Origin of the sequence: Marinobacter zhejiangensis, assembly GCF_900114775.1 — a bacterium.
GTDB classification, from domain to species: Bacteria; Pseudomonadota; Gammaproteobacteria; order Pseudomonadales; family Oleiphilaceae; genus Marinobacter; species Marinobacter zhejiangensis.
Genome location: NZ_FOUE01000001.1, coordinates 198256 through 214263, shown reverse-complemented (window position 1 = coordinate 214263; position 16008 = coordinate 198256). Strand labels below are relative to the sequence as shown.

Sequence of the window (16008 nt, the reverse complement as noted above, 5' to 3'; positions counted from 1 at the left end):
CTACCGTGCCAGTTCCACCCAGCCAGTTTCGACGCTTTCGCCCTGTGCCGGCGAACGACGTGAAGTCCCGGGTGGCGTCTGTGTTGGGGCCTGCCTTGTTGATCCTGTCTACCGTCAGCCCGGCGTTGGCCGACTCATCACCCACTGCGGCGGAAATCGATTGGCGGCCACGAGCTGAATTGCCTCCCGAGGTGGTTGCCGGGTTGCCGTTGTTCTGTGAGGGGGGCTACCTGCCCTCTACCGCCGGGGGCAACGGGCTGCCATTGGTCAGTGCCGGCGCTGGCGGGGATGTCAGCAACCTGCCCATCTACGCCAGCGGGCTGTCGGCGCGTTATGAAATTGATCGCGCCCTGTTCCTGCAAGGGGATGTTCGGCTGCAACAGGGGGCGTTTGCCATGACCGGTGATCAGGCTCACTACGACCAGCAGACTGGAATGGTCGCGCTGAGTGGTGCCTTGGTCAGTCGCGGTGAGGGCTTCCTGCTGACCGGCAATGAGGCGGAATACGATAGCGCCAGTGGCCAGTTCCAGCTCAATACCGCCACCTTCCTGCTTCATGATTCGGAAATGCGTGGCTCGGCACGCTCGCTGTCGCGAATTGCCGAACACCAGGTCCGGATTGACCAGGGTTACCTGACCACCTGCGCGCCTAACCGGAACGATTGGGCCATTGTGGCGTCGGAAATCGAGCTGGACCAGGCCGAAGGCTTTGGCACCGCCAAGCACGTGCGGCTGGAGGTTCTGGACACCCCGGTGTTCTACTGGCCCTACGCCAGCTTCCCCATTGATGATCGGCGCAAGACCGGCTTCCTTTACCCGGCCTTTGGCACCTCCAATGCCGGCAGCGGCCTGTACGTCTCGGTTCCCTACTACCTGAACCTGGCGCCGCATTACGACGCCACGGTCACCCCCCAGTACATCCATGGGCGGGGACTGTTTACCGAGGTTGAAGGGCGTTACCTGAGTCGCTTCGGTGAGTCGGTCCTGCAGTTGGGTTATATCGGCAATGACGGCGAATTCACCGATGAGAATCCGGGTGAAGACGGTGAACGCTGGGCGTTGGACTTCGAGACCCGGGCTAGTTTTGGTACGGGCTGGCGGGGCTATGGTGACTACTCGGTGGTGTCGGATAACGACTACCTGAGCGACCTCAACCGCTCACTGGATATCAGTAACGCTACCCACCTGTTGCGGCGGGGCGGCGTTAGCTATGCGGATTCAAATCAGTATTTCGATGCCTATGTCAGCGGTTATCAGACCATTGCCGACCGGATTCTCGAGGCCAATAAACCCTATGCCCAGTTACCGGAGATCCTCTACGGCGGCCGCACCGGGCTGGGTTGGCTGGAAACCTCGCTGGAGGCCGAATACAGCTATTTCTACCGGGACAACGAACTGCTGACCGGTGTTGATAAGGCCAACGCTCAACGCCTGCGCCTGCTGCCTGAGCTGGCACTGCCAATGCAGCGGCTGTGGGGCTACGCCCGGCCATCGGTAACGCTGGATTACACCCGTTACCAGCTGGAAGACTATGACGTTAATGGCAGCGCCAGCCCGGATCGGGCCGTGCCGGTTGTGGAGTGGGATTCCGGGTTGTATTTCGACCGTCGTACGGTGTTGTTTGACATTCCCTTCAACCAGACCCTGGAGCCGCGGCTCTATTACGCCTGGGCCGACGCCGACAATGATCAGGGTGGCTTACCCGATTTCGACTCAGCGCTACGCTCCTTCAGCTTTGATGAACTGTTCCGCCGCAACCGTTTCAGTGGTGGCGACCGGGTAGGGGATGCCAACCAGATGACACTGGCGCTAACCAGTCGCTTCAACGACCTGAACAGCGGTGCTGAACGTGCCCGTTTCAGCCTCGGGCAGATCTATTATTTTGACGACCGTGAGGTCACCCTGGACGGGCTGGGCGCCAGCACACGCAGTGAGTCGTCCCTGGCCGGTGAAGCTGTGCTGCGGCCGCTGGATACCCTGGACCTGCGCAGTTCGTTGTTGTGGGACCCGCGGGACAACGTCACCGAAGAAAGTCGCAGCCAGTTGCTGTTCCATACCGCGGATTACCGCTACCTGGCGAGCCTTGGCTACACCTATAGCCGGGATGAGATTGAGCAATCGGATATCGGTGGTGTGGTGCCGGTGACCGACAACGTCAGTCTGATCGGGCGTTGGGTATATGACTCCCAGCTGGACCGGACCGTGGGATCGCTGGCGGGCCTGGAATACAACAGCTGCTGCTGGAGCCTGCAGCTGGTTCACCAAAATTATCTGACCGACGATGAGGAACTTGAAAGTCGCGTCCTGTTCCAAATCCAGCTCAAGGGGCTGGGTGGCAGCGGCGATTCCTCCAGTGCCATCGCCGATGCCATCTATGGTTTCGACGAGAGAGAGCGGCGTCGGTATGGAACCCAATACCGGTGATGGTTTTATGACTATTGCCGGACAACAGACAGAGGTACCTATGAAGGTCAACTTGCGCACGTGCGTGCAGGCAGTAATGGTGGTGATGGCGATGTTGTTGGTGGCGTCAGCCCAGGCCGCGCGGCAACCGCTGGAGCGAGTCATCGCGATTGTTGATGACGGGGTGATCCTGCAGACCGAACTGGATGCCCGGATTCGCACCATCACCTCCCGCCTGACGGCCCAGGGCACCGCGCTACCGCCACGGCATGTACTGGAGGAACGGGTGCTCGACCAGATGATTACCGATACCATCCAGTTCCAGTTGGCGGAACGCATGGGGATGCGTATCAGCGATAACGAGCTCAACGAAACCATCCGCTCCATCGCGACCAATAACAACCTCACTATGGCTCAGTTCGAGCAGCAGCTGACGGCGGAAGGGCTAACGTATGCGGCCGCCCGGGAGCAGATCCGTCAGGAAATGCTGCTCGGAAGAATCCAGCAGCGCAGTGTGGGCAACCGTATTCGTGTCACCGACCGCGAAGTGGAAACCTACCTTGCTGCGGCGGCCAGCCAGGGTGCCTCCGGCGCCGAATATCAGCTCGCCCACATCTTGGTCGCGGTGGATAATTTTAACGATGCCGATGAGGTTGCCCAGGCGGAAGCCAAGGCGCAGCGTTTGCTGGCGGAGATCAAAGGCGGCAAGGACTTTCGTGCCGTCGCCGTAGCTGAGTCTGACGCCAGTAACGCCCTGGAGGGTGGCGTCATGGGCTGGCGTCCGGAAAACCAGTTGCCGTCGCTGGTGGCTGATATCGTTCCGGGCATGGCCCTGCAGGAACCGTCCGACGTACTCCGCAGCGGCAGTGGCTTCCATATTATTACGGTGCTCGCCAAGCGTGGCGGCGGCGAGCAGCTCGTCGAACAGCACAAGGTCCGTCATATCCTGATCCGGCCGACCGAAACGGTGTCCAATGAAGACGCCCAGGCCCATTCCCGGGACATCTACCAGCAGTTGCAGGACGGCGCGGACTTTGCCGCGCTGGCCAAGGACCTCTCGGATGACCCGGTTTCTGGCTCAGCGGGCGGAGATCTCGGCTGGGTCAGTCGCGGTCAGATGGTACCCGAGTTCGAGCAGGCTATGCTGGAGGCCCGTATCGGCGAACTCAAAGGACCGTTCCGCTCCCAGTTCGGCTGGCATATCCTGCAGGTACAGGAACGGCGACAGAAAGACATCAGTGACGAAGTCCAGGCCAACCAGGCTCGCCAGGCCATCTACATGCGCAAGTTCGATGTTGAGCTGCAGGCCTGGCTGCGGGAAATTCGTGATGAGGCCTTTGTTGAGCTGAAGGTTGGCAATGAAGAGGGTGCCGACAGTTGATGGTTGATTCCGTGACGCTGGCGCTGACGGCGGGTGAGCCTGCCGGAATCGGGCCTGAGCTGTGTTTGCAGCTGGCGACCGAGCCGCGCCAGGAGGGCATTGTGGTGGTGGCGAGTATGGAGCTGCTGGCGGCCCGCGCTAAGCATCTGGGCTTGACCGTGGAGCTGGTGCCCTGGGAGCCCGGCCAGGAAGCCGTCACTGCCGCTGGCCAGCTGTCGGTGTACCCGGTAGCGGGGCTGGCCAGTGACCTTCCCGGACAACTGGACGCCGGGAACAGCCGCTATGTGCTGGACACCCTGACGGTGGCGGCCAAGGGCTGCCTGGACGGCACCTTCGATGGCATGGTCACGGCGCCGGTACACAAAGGGGTGATCAACGAAGCGGGTATTGCCTTCAGTGGCCATACCGAATTCCTGCAGGAACTCTGTGGTGTTGAGCGCGTGGTGATGATGCTGGCCACGGAAGAGTTGCGGGTTGCCCTGGTCACCACCCACTTGCCTCTCAAAGACGTGTCCGCCGCCATTACGCCCGAGCGCCTGACTCAGGTGACCCGTATCCTGGCCGCCGATCTGAAGAAGTTTTTCGCGATTGCCCAGCCGCGGATCCTGGTTGCAGGGCTGAATCCCCACGCCGGTGAGGGTGGCCACCTGGGGCGGGAAGAACTCGACGTGATCGAACCGACCCTGGCATCGCTGCGCGAAGAGGGCCTGGACCTGGTGGGACCTTTGCCTGCGGACACGCTGTTCACGCCCCATTGGCTGGACCAGGCTGATGCGGCCCTGGCGATGTATCATGATCAGGGACTGCCGGTGCTGAAATTCCAGGGCTTTGGGCGCGCTGTAAACATTACCTTGGGGCTGCCTATTGTGCGGACGTCCGTTGATCATGGCACCGCCCTGGATCTGGCCGGTACTGGTCGTGCTGATGCCGGCAGCCTACATACTGCTATCCGGGTGGGTGCGCACATGGCGCGTAGCCTTCGTGCCCACCGGTCTGGAGATACTGCATGAGCCGTAAGCCCGCGGGACACAAGGCCCGTAAGCGTTTTGGTCAGAACTTCCTGCACGACCCCGGTGTGATCGAGCGGATTGTTCGTTCGATCAACCCCCAGCCGGACGATGCCATGGTGGAGATCGGTCCGGGCCTGGGCGCCCTTACCGAAGAGATCCTGGCGGTTAACCCCAACCTGCAGGTGGTGGAGCTGGATCGGGATCTGATTCCGGTGCTGCGTACCAAGTTTTTCAACTACCCGAATTTCCGCATTCACGAAGCCGATGCGCTGAAGTTCGATTTCAGCCAGTTGGCAACTGAAAAGCCGTTGCGAATTGTTGGCAACCTGCCGTACAACATTTCCACCCCGCTGATCTTCCACCTGCTGAGCCAGTCCGGTGTCGTCAAAGACATGCACTTCATGCTGCAGAAAGAAGTGGTGCAGCGGCTGGGGGCAGTTTCAGGTGATAACCACTATGGCCGGCTGGGCATCATGGCCCAGTACTTCTGCAAGGTGCAGCCGCTGTTCGAAGTTGGCCCCGGTGCGTTCCGTCCAGCTCCCAAGGTGGATTCGGCCATTGTTCGCCTGATCCCGCATGAGACGCTGCCTTGCCCGGCTCGCGACCTCGGGGTGTTGCAGGCGGTGGTTCGCAGTGCCTTCAATGCTCGTCGTAAAACCCTGCGAAAGGCCCTGGCCGGGGTGGTGACTGTGGCACAGTTGCAAGCACTGGGAATCGACGACGGCTTGCGCCCGGAAAACCTCACGCTGGCCCAGTACGTGGCCATTGCCGATGCGGTGGTTGAGGCGGGAGGCTTGTCCGGCGGCGAGGCTGCCAGCGGTAATCCGGCCGAGGCCAGCGAGTAGTATCATGACCGACTTTGCGATTGGAGATATCCAGGGCTGTTACGATCGCTTGTTGGCGGTTCTCGACAAGGTTGGATTCTCTCCATCGCGGGACTGTCTCTGGGTGGCGGGTGACCTGATCAACCGCGGCCCAGACTCGCTCAAGACGCTGCGTTACCTGGAAAGCCTGGGTGGGGCCACCCGGGTGGTACTGGGTAACCATGATCTGCATCTGCTGGCGGTGGCGCTGGGCGGGCACAAGCCTCGAAAGAAAGACACCCTGGCGGAAATCCTCGATGCCCCTGATCATGACCGCCTGATAGGATGGCTGCGGCAGCAGAACCTGTGCCTCCACGATGCCAAGCGGCGACTGTTCATGGCTCATGCCGGCTTGCCCCATATCTGGACGGTCAATCAGGCCAACGCCTTGGCCCGGGAGCTGGAAGCTGTGATCCAGGGACCGGACGCCGAAGAGTATTTCACGTACATGTATGGCAATGAACCGGAACGTTGGGATGATGGCCTGACCGGAATGTTGCGCTGGCGATCAATCACCAACTACTTCACCCGCATGCGTTTTATCGCCCAAGACGGGACTCTTGAGCTGGACACTAAAGAGTCCGCTGGGGCAGCGCCGGGAGGGTTTGCGCCGTGGTTCCATTTCCCAAGGGACGAAGACATCACGGTACTCTTTGGGCACTGGGCTGCGCTGGAAGGCAAGACCGGCAGGGAGCGCTTTATCGGGCTGGACACCGGATGTGTCTGGGGTGGAGCATTGACCATCATGAATCTTGACGGCGGAGAACGTATACACTGTGACTGCTGAGCACCCGATATCCGTTGCGGCAGGCTTGCCGCGCTTCCCGCTGGTTGCCGGCGCTATCTTTGCGTTGCTGGCGGTGATGGCTGGCGCCTTTGGTGCCCATGGTCTGCGGCATGTGGTCGACGCCCGCGGCCTGGAGGTGTTCAATACAGCGGTGACCTACCAGGTCTACCATGGCCTGGCCCTGATCCTGGTGTCGCTGCTGGCGGGCTTTGGGCTCGCTCCGCGTCTGCTCAGGGCCGCCGCCGGTTTTTTTGTTGCCGGCACGGTCATGTTCAGCGGCAGCCTGTATCTGCTGGTGTTGAGCGGGGCTCATTGGCTGGGCCCGGTCACCCCGATGGGTGGCCTCTGTTTTATGGTGGGCTGGGTGCTGGTGGTGATCGCCGGTCTCCGTCGCCAATAACCGAAGGAAACTGAAATCACGATGAACATTCAGCTGAATGGCGAGGCCTTTGAGATCGCCGAGCCGGCAACCATCGCGGTGTTGCTGGAGGCGATGTCGCTGACCGGCAAGCGGCTGGCGGTGGAGGTCAACGAGGACATCGTCCCTCGTAGCCAGCACAATGACTTTCAGCTTAGCCCTGGTGACCGCGTTGAAGTGGTACACGCCATCGGTGGTGGCTGAGACCATCCGACGTTTTGAAGACCCTGAGCTCAGTAACCTGAGCTTGATAATCTGAGTTCGACAACCCACAAGGTGCCCAATGACCCAAGACGCTTCGCGCTCCCTGCCTGAAAACAAACCGCTGGAAATCGCCGGCCGTACCTACAACTCCCGGTTGCTGGTTGGCACAGGTAAGTATCGGGATATGGAGGAGACCGGGCGGGCCATTGAGGCCAGTGGCGCGGAAATCGTGACTGTAGCGGTGCGACGGACCAACCTGGGGCAAAACCCGGACGAGCCGAACCTGCTGGATGTGATTTCGCCGGAGCGTTACACCATCCTGCCGAACACCGCCGGCTGCTATAACGCCAAGGATGCGGTTCGTACCTGCAAACTGGCGCGGGAGTTGCTGGACGGACACGACCTGGTCAAGCTGGAGGTGCTGGGGGAGGAAAAGACCCTGTACCCGAACATGACCGAAACCCTGGTGGCCGCTGAGGAGTTGATCAAGGACGGCTTCAAAATCATGGTGTATTGTTCCGACGATCCCTTGCTGGCCAAGCGCCTGGAAGAGATGGGCTGCATCGCCATTATGCCGTTGGGGGCTCCGATCGGCTCGGGTCTCGGTATCCAGAACCGTTACAACATCCGTCTGATCGTTGAGAACGCCCAGGTGCCGGTGCTGGTGGATGCCGGTGTGGGCACGGCCTCCGATGCGACGATTGCTATGGAACTGGGCTGTGATGGCGTGCTGATGAACACCGCGATTGCCCAGGCCCAGGACCCGATCCGCATGGCCCGGGCGATGAAACTGGCCATCGAATCCGGCCGTGAGGCCTGGCTGGCCGGCCGCATGCCCAAGAAGCTCTACGCCAGCGCATCGTCTCCGCTGGACGGCACCTTTTTCTGACCTCCCGGTGAATTTGGCCGGGCGATGATTTCCATAACGATGGACACGTAGTATCGCCATGACCGAAAAACAACAACCCAGTCGCCGGGAAGTGATCCTGCAGGCCTTGGCAGGCCTGCTGGAAACCGATCCCGGTGCCCGTATTACCACCGCTAGCCTTGCCCGTAACGTCGGTGTCACCGAGGCCGCCCTCTACCGCCACTTCCCCAGTAAGCGGAAGATGTTTGAGGCCTTGATCGAGTTCGCTGAGGACGCGGTGTTTTCCCGCTGCCAGGCGCTTCTGCAGGAACAGGATGATGCCCGAACCCGCCTGCGTTTGCTGGCCCACCTGGTGCTGGCCTTTGCCGAACGCAACCCGGGGCTGTGCCGGGTACTGACCGGTGACGCCCTGATGGGTGAGGACGAAGCCCTGCGCCGCCGTGCTTCCCAGTTCTTCGAACGACTGGAAACCCAGGTCCGTCAGGTCATCAAGGAAGGGGAATTCCGCCAGGGCCTGAGACCACGCACCTCCCACTCGCGGGCTGCCGACTGGCTGATGGTGTATGTGGAAGGACGCTTGCAGCGTTTTGTACGTTCGTCCTTTGAGCGCGCCCCCACCAGCGACTTTGAAGAAGCCTGGGGCCTGGTGGCTGAGGGGCTCTGGGCCAACTCTCCAAACTGACGGTTTCTCGTCACTAAATGCGGCAGGCATCCCAGTACTGGTCTCCAAAGTGTGTTTTATTTGGCGTCACAAAAAAACACATAAATATGGAGATCAGTCATGGGCACATTGAAGTGGCTAGGCTTGGCGTGTGCGGTGGTATCCCTTACCGGCTGCCTTGACGACAGCAGTGACGGACCTGCCGTATACCAACCACCAGCTGCACCGGATGTGGCTGTGGCAGGTACCCAGACCGGCTTTTTTATTGATAGCCCTGTGCAGAACGTGGACTACCGGACCGCAACCCATCAGGGGGTCACTGGCAGTGACGGCAGCTTCCAGTATGAGCTTGGCGAGACCATCACGCTGTCCCTTGGTGACCTGATCCTGGGTTCGGCGAAGGCGCAAACGGTGGTGACCCCACTGGAGCTGCTGGGCACTGAAATCGACCTTGCGGAACTGGTGGGCGAACTGGCGAACCTGTCGCCGGAGCAGCTTCAGGCCCAGCAAGGGGTGGTGAACATGGCGCGCCTGCTGCAGAGCCTGGATAAGGACGGCAATGCCGGCAATGGCATTGTGGTCACCAATCAGGCCAAGAATGGCGCGGCTGCCGGTTTGGTCTTCGATAGTGATTTTGCCTCTTTTGCCAGTGCGGCCATTGCCCTGGTCCAGAACGGTGGTCAGGACAATGCGGTCGGTGCCGTGATCGATGCAGAGCCTGCACGGCAACACCTGGCGAGCTCCCTGGCTTGTGGTGGTGACCGTGATTATGTGGTGAATGGCTACGGTGTGACCGTTACCCGAGACCTGGACGACGACAGCGAGACCCTGGCGGTGGACGCGGTTTCCGGCTCCATGGTCGTTGGCGAGTCTCGGCCGGCACCGGATACCGTGCGTAACGAACTGCGAGACTGCGATCTCTACGTGGGGGCTGATTTCCGCCTGGATCGGGACGCCTGCGAAGTGGTAGATGGCGAGCCCCGGAACCTGGCGAATGCTGATATTCGTCTGGTCGGTACCGTCGCACCCAACAGCGCCACTCTCTATGTCTACGACGGTAAGTCCAGCGCTGATCACAGCTATACGACACTGGCTGATCTGGACGAAGGCACCACCGCCTACGATATTCCCCATGGCTACCTGACCGCTGTGGCCGACACTCACTGCGCGGCTACGCCGGTGGCGCCTGGCAGCTACCACCTTGAAGGGGTGTTGTCAGTTTTCAAGGTGGGCGTTGGCTGGCAGACCGAGGAGCTTTCCGGCGATCTGCTGGTGTCGGAGGACAGCTGCAGTATCCGCAGTGGCGCGGGCATCTGGGGATGCCAGGTTGTTGGCAACCGGGTGTTTGGTATGGATAAAGGTGCCGATATTCGCGGCACCATCAATAAGAACACCGTTACCCTGGTGATTCCCTATAGTGAGGCTGGAGACGACTACCGCTTTGGCTTCCTGCACGGTGAGCGCAAGGTTACGCCGTTGCAGTAGGTTTTTTGATAACCCCCAGGAACCGTTCCTGGGGGCTATTCGCTGGCCTGTCGCAACAGCGTCTGAACCGGCTCAAACAGGGCCGGTGTGCTGACCAGGATATCCTGCCCCCACAAATCTTCCGGATAGCCGTCGGGAACCGTGCTGAAATGGCCGGCGCTTGCTCCTGCTTCAATGGCAATCAGCCGCGCGGCGGCAAAGTCCCACGGGCTCACGGTTTCGTAGTAAACATCCAGTCGGCCGCAGGCCACCCAGCAAATGTCCAGTGCCGCTGAGCCAATCCTTCGCAAGTCACGGCAATGGTGGATCATCGTGTTGAGGCGACGGACCAGTGGCTCCAGAGCGTCTTTGGTATAGGGAAAGCCGGTAGCGAACAAGGCTTCCCGGGGTACGCTGCATTGGCTGTGGCTAATGGCGGCACCGTTGAGGGTCGCGCCCTGGCCATCTATGGCGCGGAAGGTCTCGTTGGCAAACGGGGCATGGACGATGCCCGCCCTGACCCGGCCCCGCTCGGCATAGGCGATGGAGACGGCGACCTGGGGGTGGCCATAAGCGTAGTTCACGGTGCCATCAATGGGGTCCACGATCCATAGAGGGGTGTCCAGGGATTCCGCCTGGGTAAGGTCAGGCATCGACTCTTCCGACAGGATACGGTGGTCGGGGAAGCGCTGGCGGATGGCGTTGGTAATGAATTCGTCCGCCATCAGGTCTGCATGGGTCACCAGCTCGGTTTGCTGCTTGTAGTCGGTGCGGAGCGTGTTGTGCTCCCGCTCGCGGCGGATCAGGTCACCGGCATCGCGGGCCAGTTGTTCGGCAAAGTCGGTAATGTCAGTCAGCGACACGGTGGCTCCCTCTGGGGCTTGGGTGTGGGTTTCATCTGTGGCGTGCCCTATGGAACCACCGTCCGGTGAGTGACTGCAAGCCCCTGGCGTGGGGCTTGCGTTACAGTTTGCCCAGCCACTTCTCCATCTTGTCCATCGCCAGCACCAGCCGGGGGCAGGCGAGCCTGACGAACTCTTCATCCAGCGCCCGTTCGGCATAGTCTTCCTGAGCCAGCGCCAGCGCCTGGGCACCGTCGAAATCGACAAAGGCTATGCGGGCCCCGAGGTGGTCAGGCACAAAGCCAAAATCGCTGGCTGGGAGGATGGCAACGCCGGTGTCCTCAAGCAGTGACTGGCACATGGCCTGGCTGGTAAGGAGGTCTCGCTGGGCGAGGGCGTCACGGAAGTCGGAGAAGTCCGGGAACAGGTAGAACGCGCCTTCCGGTTTGCGAACGGAGGCCCCCATGTCGGTCAGGCGACGGTGCAGGTATTCACCGACCACCTGCAATACCCGGCGGGAATGGTGCAGGTAGGTGTCCATGTCGTCACCGCCATCAAAAGCGGCAATGGCGGCGTACTGGATAGGCGCACTGGTAGCGGTGTAGGTCTCGCTGGCGATGATCGCCATGGCGTCTTGCAGGGGGCGGAGTTCTGCCGGGAAAATGAAAGTCCCGAGGCGCCAGCCACCCGCACCGGCCCATTTGCTCAGGCCGGTACTGATGATGGTGCCTTCCGGGTAGTAACGGGCAATGGATTTGTGTTTTCCATCAAACTGAACCTCGCCGTAGATTTCGTCCGACAGCACGATCAGCTTGTACTTGCGGGCAACATTGGCAATGGCCAGCAACTGATCGTCGGTGTAGGTGCAGCCCGTCGGGTTGGACGGGTAGTTGAGGATCAGGATGCGCGGGCGCGAGGCGTCGTCGCGGCAGACAATGTCCAGTTCTTCCGCGGTCAGCTGCCAGTTGTTCTCGGCATGGGTTGGCAGCCAGTGAACCGAACGACCGATGATTCTCGCCTGGGGCGCATAGGACACCCAGCTTGGGCGGGGAATGAGCAGGTCGCCGTAATAGGCAAGCTGGAGAATGAACAGCAGCTCTTTGGAGCCCGGGCCAATCAGCACGTCCTCCCAGGTACACCGCATGCGCTCGCTGCGGTTGATGTAGCCGGCGATGGATTCGCGTAAGGCCTTCAGCCCCTTGACCGGCAGGTAGTCTTTTTCATGGGCGTGCTGTTGCAGCGCCTTGACCACACGGTCGGGAACCGGGAACGGCGACTGCCCCAGGCCCAGCTTGATGATGTCTTTGCCTTCCTGGCGCAGCTGGTTGCTGATCTCATTGATGCGCAGGGTCGACGACGGCTGAATGCCCCGGACGTTGAGGTTGATGGCGTAGTGGCGGTCAGTTTGGATGTCCATGGTTTTCCGTTCTGCGGTAGTGAACATATACCGGCAGTATAGGAAACCTTGGGCGGGGACAGCAGGGGTGGCCTATAGGCATTTGCCGAAGGAGGGGGCGATGAACCCATCCTCCTTCGTCAGGGGCTTTTAGTGGTTGCGGATCCAGACTTCCACGCGGCCGTTACGCTGCTCGCCAGTGTGACCGCCGGCCGAGCCGACCGGCATGTAATGCCCGTATCCGGTATAGCTGCGGACGTCACTGCCAGCCTGGCGCAGCGCCCGGCTGACGGCGAGGGCGCGCAGCTCGGAGATCATCTGGGCCCGGAGTTCATCAACCTGTTGGTCGGCAAAGCCAATCAGCAGGACATCGTTGGGATTCTGGTTTTCGCGGTTGAGATAGTCGACAACGCGCTGCAGATCCCGTTGTGCCTTGTTGTCCAGCCGGCTACGGCCCTCCGCAAAGCGGAAGTTGACGGTGAGACGTCGATACTGCTGGGTCAGGGTTTTGAAGCTCTCGGGGACCGAGGCGTCATACTCCGGATCCATCGCAATGGGGTTCTGGGAGATGAACCCGGACTCCGCCACGATGTCCTGGCCAGCGGGGCTTTGCACGAACTCCAGGAATTCGTTGGCCAGGGCCGGGTTGTTAGTGCCGCGGGTATACAGGAACAGGCGTCTGGCCAGGGGGTAGTCTTCGCTGGCCACGGTCAGCTGGTTGGGTTTGAGGGCCGGGGCATCGCCGTCGGAAACCGCCAGCAGCTTAGCATTACGTACCGAGGCCAAGCCGGCGAAGCCAATGGCAGCGGGGTCGCGGGAGACATCGTCGGAGAGCTGGTCGTTGGACTCGTAGCGGAAGGCGGTTGGTGCCAGGGTGTAACTGCGGCCGAGCACCAGTGACTTGAAGGTGTCCCAGGTACCGGATTTGTCGTCACGGGCGTACAGGCGAATCGCTTCGTTGGCACCGCCAAGCTGGGACCAGTTGGAGATCTGGCCGGAGAACACTTTGCCCAGGTCATCAATGCTGATGCTATTCAGCGGGTTGCTGTTGTGAACCAGGATGGCCAGACCGTCAATAGCGATCACGTGCTCGCTGTCCAGGTTGGTCAGGTCGGCGGTGCCCGCCATGGCTTCGATTTCTGTGGCTTTGGCCGGGCGGGAGGAGGCCCAGATATCGGCGGTGCCATCGGCGAGTGCGCGGAACCCGGTGCTGGAGCCGTGGGCCGCCACGCGGATATTGATCGGGGTGCCGTTGTTTTGGGCGCTCAGTACCTGTTCGTTTTCCTGACTCCCGCTCTGGCTGGTGACATTGCCGCCAGTGTACTGCTCAAGGAAACCGGTCATCAGCATTGGGCCGAGGGCGGCGCCAATCGTGTTGGAGCCGTGGATATCGATATCGTAGGTCTGGGACCAGGCTGGCAGGGTAACGCTGGCTAGGGCCAGCAGGGCCAATGTACGAAGCATGCGTGCCATTAAGGCGCTCCTTAGTGGGTGAAAGCAGGGGGAGCCTCTGGTTAACTCAGGATCAGCTCTGGATGCAGCGCTGGGTATGATCCGGGAGCTGGCCGGGCGGCCCCTAAAGTGGGCGCGCCCAGATTGCGTCAGTTTTATGACATTTGCATGACAGGTGTGTAACGGATTGTAGCGAAGCCGGGTGGGACCTGGCTCAGGCCGTTAGGAGACTACTGAAAGTGGTTAAAGCGGTGGGGCTCAAGTTCCATATGTTCGATCCGTTGCCCCAGCATAATCACCCGGCCCGTATAGCGCTCCTCGCCGGTGGCAGTAAAGTCAAACAGGAACCGTCGCCAGACTCGAATCCGCCCCTGCTGGTCTCGTTTGAACCAGAGGCCACGGAGATAAACCGCATCGTCCAGCAGCATCACATCCATCGTGCGGCAGTAGTTCTTGGCTGCGGTAAGCACGGAATCCTTGATGGCTTTGGCACGCCACCAATACCAGATGACAAAGCCCAGAACAAAGAGCCAGAACAGGGTGCCTAGAGTCACGTGAAGGTATTGCCTTGGGTTGGGAATCAGGAGGTCAGACTACACCGTGCGCACCCGAAGTGCGAGTGGCACGGTGTAGTGATCGAGCTAGTCGCTGGACGGGACAACCGGGGTTCGGCGCAGCATATCGAGGAAGTGGTTGCTGAGCAGGTGGGCCTGGTCAACGTTGCCAGCCAGGTGCTCGGACTCCTGCTGGGCGCAATGGCTGCTTTCCACCGACTGTGTGCCCAGCTCCAGTAACCGGGTTGCCTGTTGCTTCACCTGAACGGTCAGCGCAGCCTGCTGTTCGGTGGCGGCAGCGACCTCATGGGAGCAGGCAGCGATGACACCGATGTCACGGCGGGTGGAATCGAGGGCGGCAACGGTTTTGTCGGCGATACTGGTGGTGTGGTCACAGGTTTGTGTGCCCTGGTTGATGACTTCGGCAACGGAACTGGACTCGGTCTGCAGCGAGCGGATGATGGTTTCGATCTCCCGGGTGGAGTCGTGGGTCCGGTGGGCCAGGCTGCGAACCTGGTCGGCAACCACCGCAAAGCCGCGCCCGGCATCACCCGCCCGGGCCGCCTCAATGGCGGCATTCAGGGCCAGCAGGTTGGTCTGTTCGGCAATGTCGTTGATCACATCCAGCACCATGCCGATATCGCGGCTCCGGGACGACAGGCTCAGCACCTCCTCATTGGCGGTTTTCAGTTCCTGGGACAGGGCCTGGAGGGAGCGGGTCATGCTGTTCATTTGATCCTGGCAGGCCTGTGCCGAAGACTCGGCGTCGATCGTTGACTCCTGGGTTTGATCGGTTAGTTCACTGACCCGATTGACGCATTCGGACAGCTCATCAAAGGCCCGGGCAATGTCATGAATGTCACTCTGCTGGTTGCGAATGCTGCTGGCGGAGCTGGTAATCCACGCTATGGCCTGATCCTTGCGACTGTGGATGTCGCCGACGTTGGCGTGCATACGGGCGGAGACGGCTCGCAAGGTCGAGTCCTTTTTCTGGCGCTCAAACTCGATCCAGGCCGCTTCGTCCCGTCGTCCGGTGTAAATGTATGGCATGGCGGGGTGAATGCCCTGTTTGGCGGCCCGGGTAGCCCGCGCTATCGGCGCGGTCAGGGCCAGTGTGGTGGCTCCGATGACCAGGAGCAGGAGCTCTGCCATGGCAATCTCGGCTGCGGGCCATTTGCCCAGCCCAAGGGTCAGTACCGCCAGGGCGGCGACAGCCAGCAGGACAGCGGTCTTCTGGACTGTCGACAGCCTGGATGCCAGATAGCGCCGCGGCACCTTGCCCCGGCGCCAGGCCTGGTAGACCTTCTCCGCTCGCTTGACCTGCTCTGGTGTGGGTTTGGAGCGCACCGACTGGTACTCCACCACCTCGCCGTTCCGGCGGATCGGTGTCACAAACGCATCGACCCAATAGTGGTCGCCATTTTTGCAGCGGTTTTTGACCAGCCCTTTCCAGGATTCTCCCGAACGGAGGGTTTCCCACAGATTGCCGAACGCCTGAGGTGGCATGTCCGGGTGACGGATGATGTTGTGGTATTCCCCGATCAGCTCTTCCGGGCAGAAGCCGGCCACTTCACAGAAGTCGTCATTAACAGCCGTGATTCGGCTGGTCAGGTCAGTGGTGGTGATGAGGTGGTAGGAATCGGGGTACAGGCTTTCTTTCTGGGTCACGGGTTCGTTGTGTCGCATTGTTTTTATAGTTTCCTGAA

The 16008-nt window shown here is 60.8% G+C and carries 15 protein-coding genes; 10 read left to right on the top strand and 5 right to left on the bottom strand.

The window, feature by feature from the left end; genetic code table 11:
* Positions 1-80: 80 nt before the first annotated feature.
* From BMZ67_RS00925 to BMZ67_RS00880, 10 genes are all read left to right on the top strand, one after another.
* The gene (locus BMZ67_RS00925) at positions 81-2423 is read left to right on the top strand and encodes an LPS-assembly protein LptD (RefSeq protein ID WP_245749881.1); all 2343 of its coding nucleotides are present in this window, start codon (positions 81-83) and stop codon (positions 2421-2423) included.
* A 40-nt stretch (positions 2424-2463) separates the two neighbouring features.
* Complete coding sequence (locus BMZ67_RS00920; protein ID WP_092020045.1) at positions 2464-3783, top strand: peptidylprolyl isomerase; 1320 nt, start codon at positions 2464-2466, stop codon at positions 3781-3783.
* Positions 3783-4793, top strand: coding sequence for a 4-hydroxythreonine-4-phosphate dehydrogenase PdxA (gene pdxA / locus BMZ67_RS00915; RefSeq protein ID WP_092020044.1), 1011 nt, complete (start codon positions 3783-3785; stop codon positions 4791-4793). Before BMZ67_RS00920 ends, pdxA begins: the two co-directional genes overlap by 1 nt.
* The gene (rsmA, locus tag BMZ67_RS00910; RefSeq protein WP_092020043.1) at positions 4790-5638 is read left to right on the top strand and encodes a 16S rRNA (adenine(1518)-N(6)/adenine(1519)-N(6))-dimethyltransferase RsmA; all 849 of its coding nucleotides are present in this window, start codon (positions 4790-4792) and stop codon (positions 5636-5638) included. Before pdxA ends, rsmA begins: the two co-directional genes overlap by 4 nt.
* A gap of 4 nt (positions 5639-5642) precedes the next feature.
* Complete coding sequence (locus BMZ67_RS00905) at positions 5643-6443, top strand: symmetrical bis(5'-nucleosyl)-tetraphosphatase (protein ID WP_092020042.1); 801 nt, start codon at positions 5643-5645, stop codon at positions 6441-6443.
* Positions 6433-6843: a DUF423 domain-containing protein gene (locus tag BMZ67_RS00900; protein ID WP_425434223.1), complete on the top strand. Its 411-nt coding sequence runs from the start codon at positions 6433-6435 to the stop codon at positions 6841-6843. The genes BMZ67_RS00905 and BMZ67_RS00900 overlap by 11 nt, the downstream gene beginning before the upstream one ends.
* 21 nt (positions 6844-6864) lie before the next feature.
* A complete protein-coding gene (gene thiS / locus BMZ67_RS00895; RefSeq protein ID WP_092020041.1) occupies positions 6865-7065 on the top strand; it encodes a sulfur carrier protein ThiS in 201 nt (66 codons plus the stop codon).
* Positions 7066-7144: 79 nt separating this feature from the next.
* Positions 7145-7954 (top strand): thiazole synthase, encoded by an 810-nt coding sequence (locus BMZ67_RS00890; protein WP_092020040.1) that lies wholly within the window; start codon positions 7145-7147, stop codon positions 7952-7954.
* A 58-nt stretch (positions 7955-8012) separates the two neighbouring features.
* Positions 8013-8615 carry a nucleoid occlusion factor SlmA gene (slmA, locus tag BMZ67_RS00885; protein ID WP_092020039.1) on the top strand — a complete coding sequence of 201 codons (603 nt, stop codon included), beginning with the start codon at positions 8013-8015 and terminating at the stop codon, positions 8613-8615.
* 99 nt (positions 8616-8714) lie between these two features.
* The gene (locus BMZ67_RS00880; RefSeq protein ID WP_092020038.1) at positions 8715-10079 is read left to right on the top strand and encodes a hypothetical protein; all 1365 of its coding nucleotides are present in this window, start codon (positions 8715-8717) and stop codon (positions 10077-10079) included.
* Between the two features lie 35 nt (positions 10080-10114).
* Here the strand turns inward: BMZ67_RS00880 and BMZ67_RS00875 are convergent, their stop codons facing one another.
* The 5 genes from BMZ67_RS00875 to BMZ67_RS00855 all read right to left on the bottom strand — a co-directional run bounded on the left by BMZ67_RS00875 (position 10115) and on the right by BMZ67_RS00855 (position 15988).
* The gene (locus tag BMZ67_RS00875) at positions 10115-10921 is read right to left on the bottom strand and encodes an inositol monophosphatase family protein (RefSeq protein WP_245749831.1); all 807 of its coding nucleotides are present in this window, start codon (positions 10919-10921) and stop codon (positions 10115-10117) included.
* Positions 10922-11021: 100 nt separating this feature from the next.
* Positions 11022-12317: a pyridoxal phosphate-dependent aminotransferase gene (locus tag BMZ67_RS00870; protein WP_092020036.1), complete on the bottom strand. Its 1296-nt coding sequence runs from the start codon at positions 12315-12317 to the stop codon at positions 11022-11024.
* 129 nt (positions 12318-12446) lie between these two features.
* Positions 12447-13769, bottom strand: a complete 1323-nt coding sequence (locus BMZ67_RS00865; protein WP_245749830.1) for a substrate-binding domain-containing protein — start codon at positions 13767-13769, stop codon at positions 12447-12449.
* 209 nt (positions 13770-13978) lie between these two features.
* The gene (locus BMZ67_RS00860; protein ID WP_092020035.1) at positions 13979-14302 is read right to left on the bottom strand and encodes a DUF3301 domain-containing protein; all 324 of its coding nucleotides are present in this window, start codon (positions 14300-14302) and stop codon (positions 13979-13981) included.
* Between the two features lie 87 nt (positions 14303-14389).
* Positions 14390-15988, bottom strand: coding sequence for a methyl-accepting chemotaxis protein (locus tag BMZ67_RS00855; protein ID WP_092020034.1), 1599 nt, complete (start codon positions 15986-15988; stop codon positions 14390-14392).
* Between the last annotated feature and the right edge of the window lie 20 nt (positions 15989-16008).

Coding starts and splice junctions, on each gene's coding strand:
- BMZ67_RS00870 (WP_092020036.1), bottom strand. CDS start 12,317: ATGGACATCCAAACTGACCGCCACTACGCCATCAACCTCAACGTCCGG.
- BMZ67_RS00865 (WP_245749830.1), bottom strand. CDS start 13,769: ATGGCACGCATGCTTCGTACATTGGCCCTGCTGGCCCTAGCCAGCGTT.
- slmA (WP_092020039.1), top strand. CDS start 8,013: ATGACCGAAAAACAACAACCCAGTCGCCGGGAAGTGATCCTGCAGGCC.
- rsmA (WP_092020043.1), top strand. CDS start 4,790: ATGAGCCGTAAGCCCGCGGGACACAAGGCCCGTAAGCGTTTTGGTCAG.
- thiS (WP_092020041.1), top strand. CDS start 6,865: ATGAACATTCAGCTGAATGGCGAGGCCTTTGAGATCGCCGAGCCGGCA.
- pdxA (WP_092020044.1), top strand. CDS start 3,783: ATGGTTGATTCCGTGACGCTGGCGCTGACGGCGGGTGAGCCTGCCGGA.
- BMZ67_RS00880 (WP_092020038.1), top strand. CDS start 8,715: ATGGGCACATTGAAGTGGCTAGGCTTGGCGTGTGCGGTGGTATCCCTT.
- BMZ67_RS00905 (WP_092020042.1), top strand. CDS start 5,643: ATGACCGACTTTGCGATTGGAGATATCCAGGGCTGTTACGATCGCTTG.
- BMZ67_RS00920 (WP_092020045.1), top strand. CDS start 2,464: ATGAAGGTCAACTTGCGCACGTGCGTGCAGGCAGTAATGGTGGTGATG.
- BMZ67_RS00855 (WP_092020034.1), bottom strand. CDS start 15,988: ATGCGACACAACGAACCCGTGACCCAGAAAGAAAGCCTGTACCCCGAT.
- BMZ67_RS00890 (WP_092020040.1), top strand. CDS start 7,145: ATGACCCAAGACGCTTCGCGCTCCCTGCCTGAAAACAAACCGCTGGAA.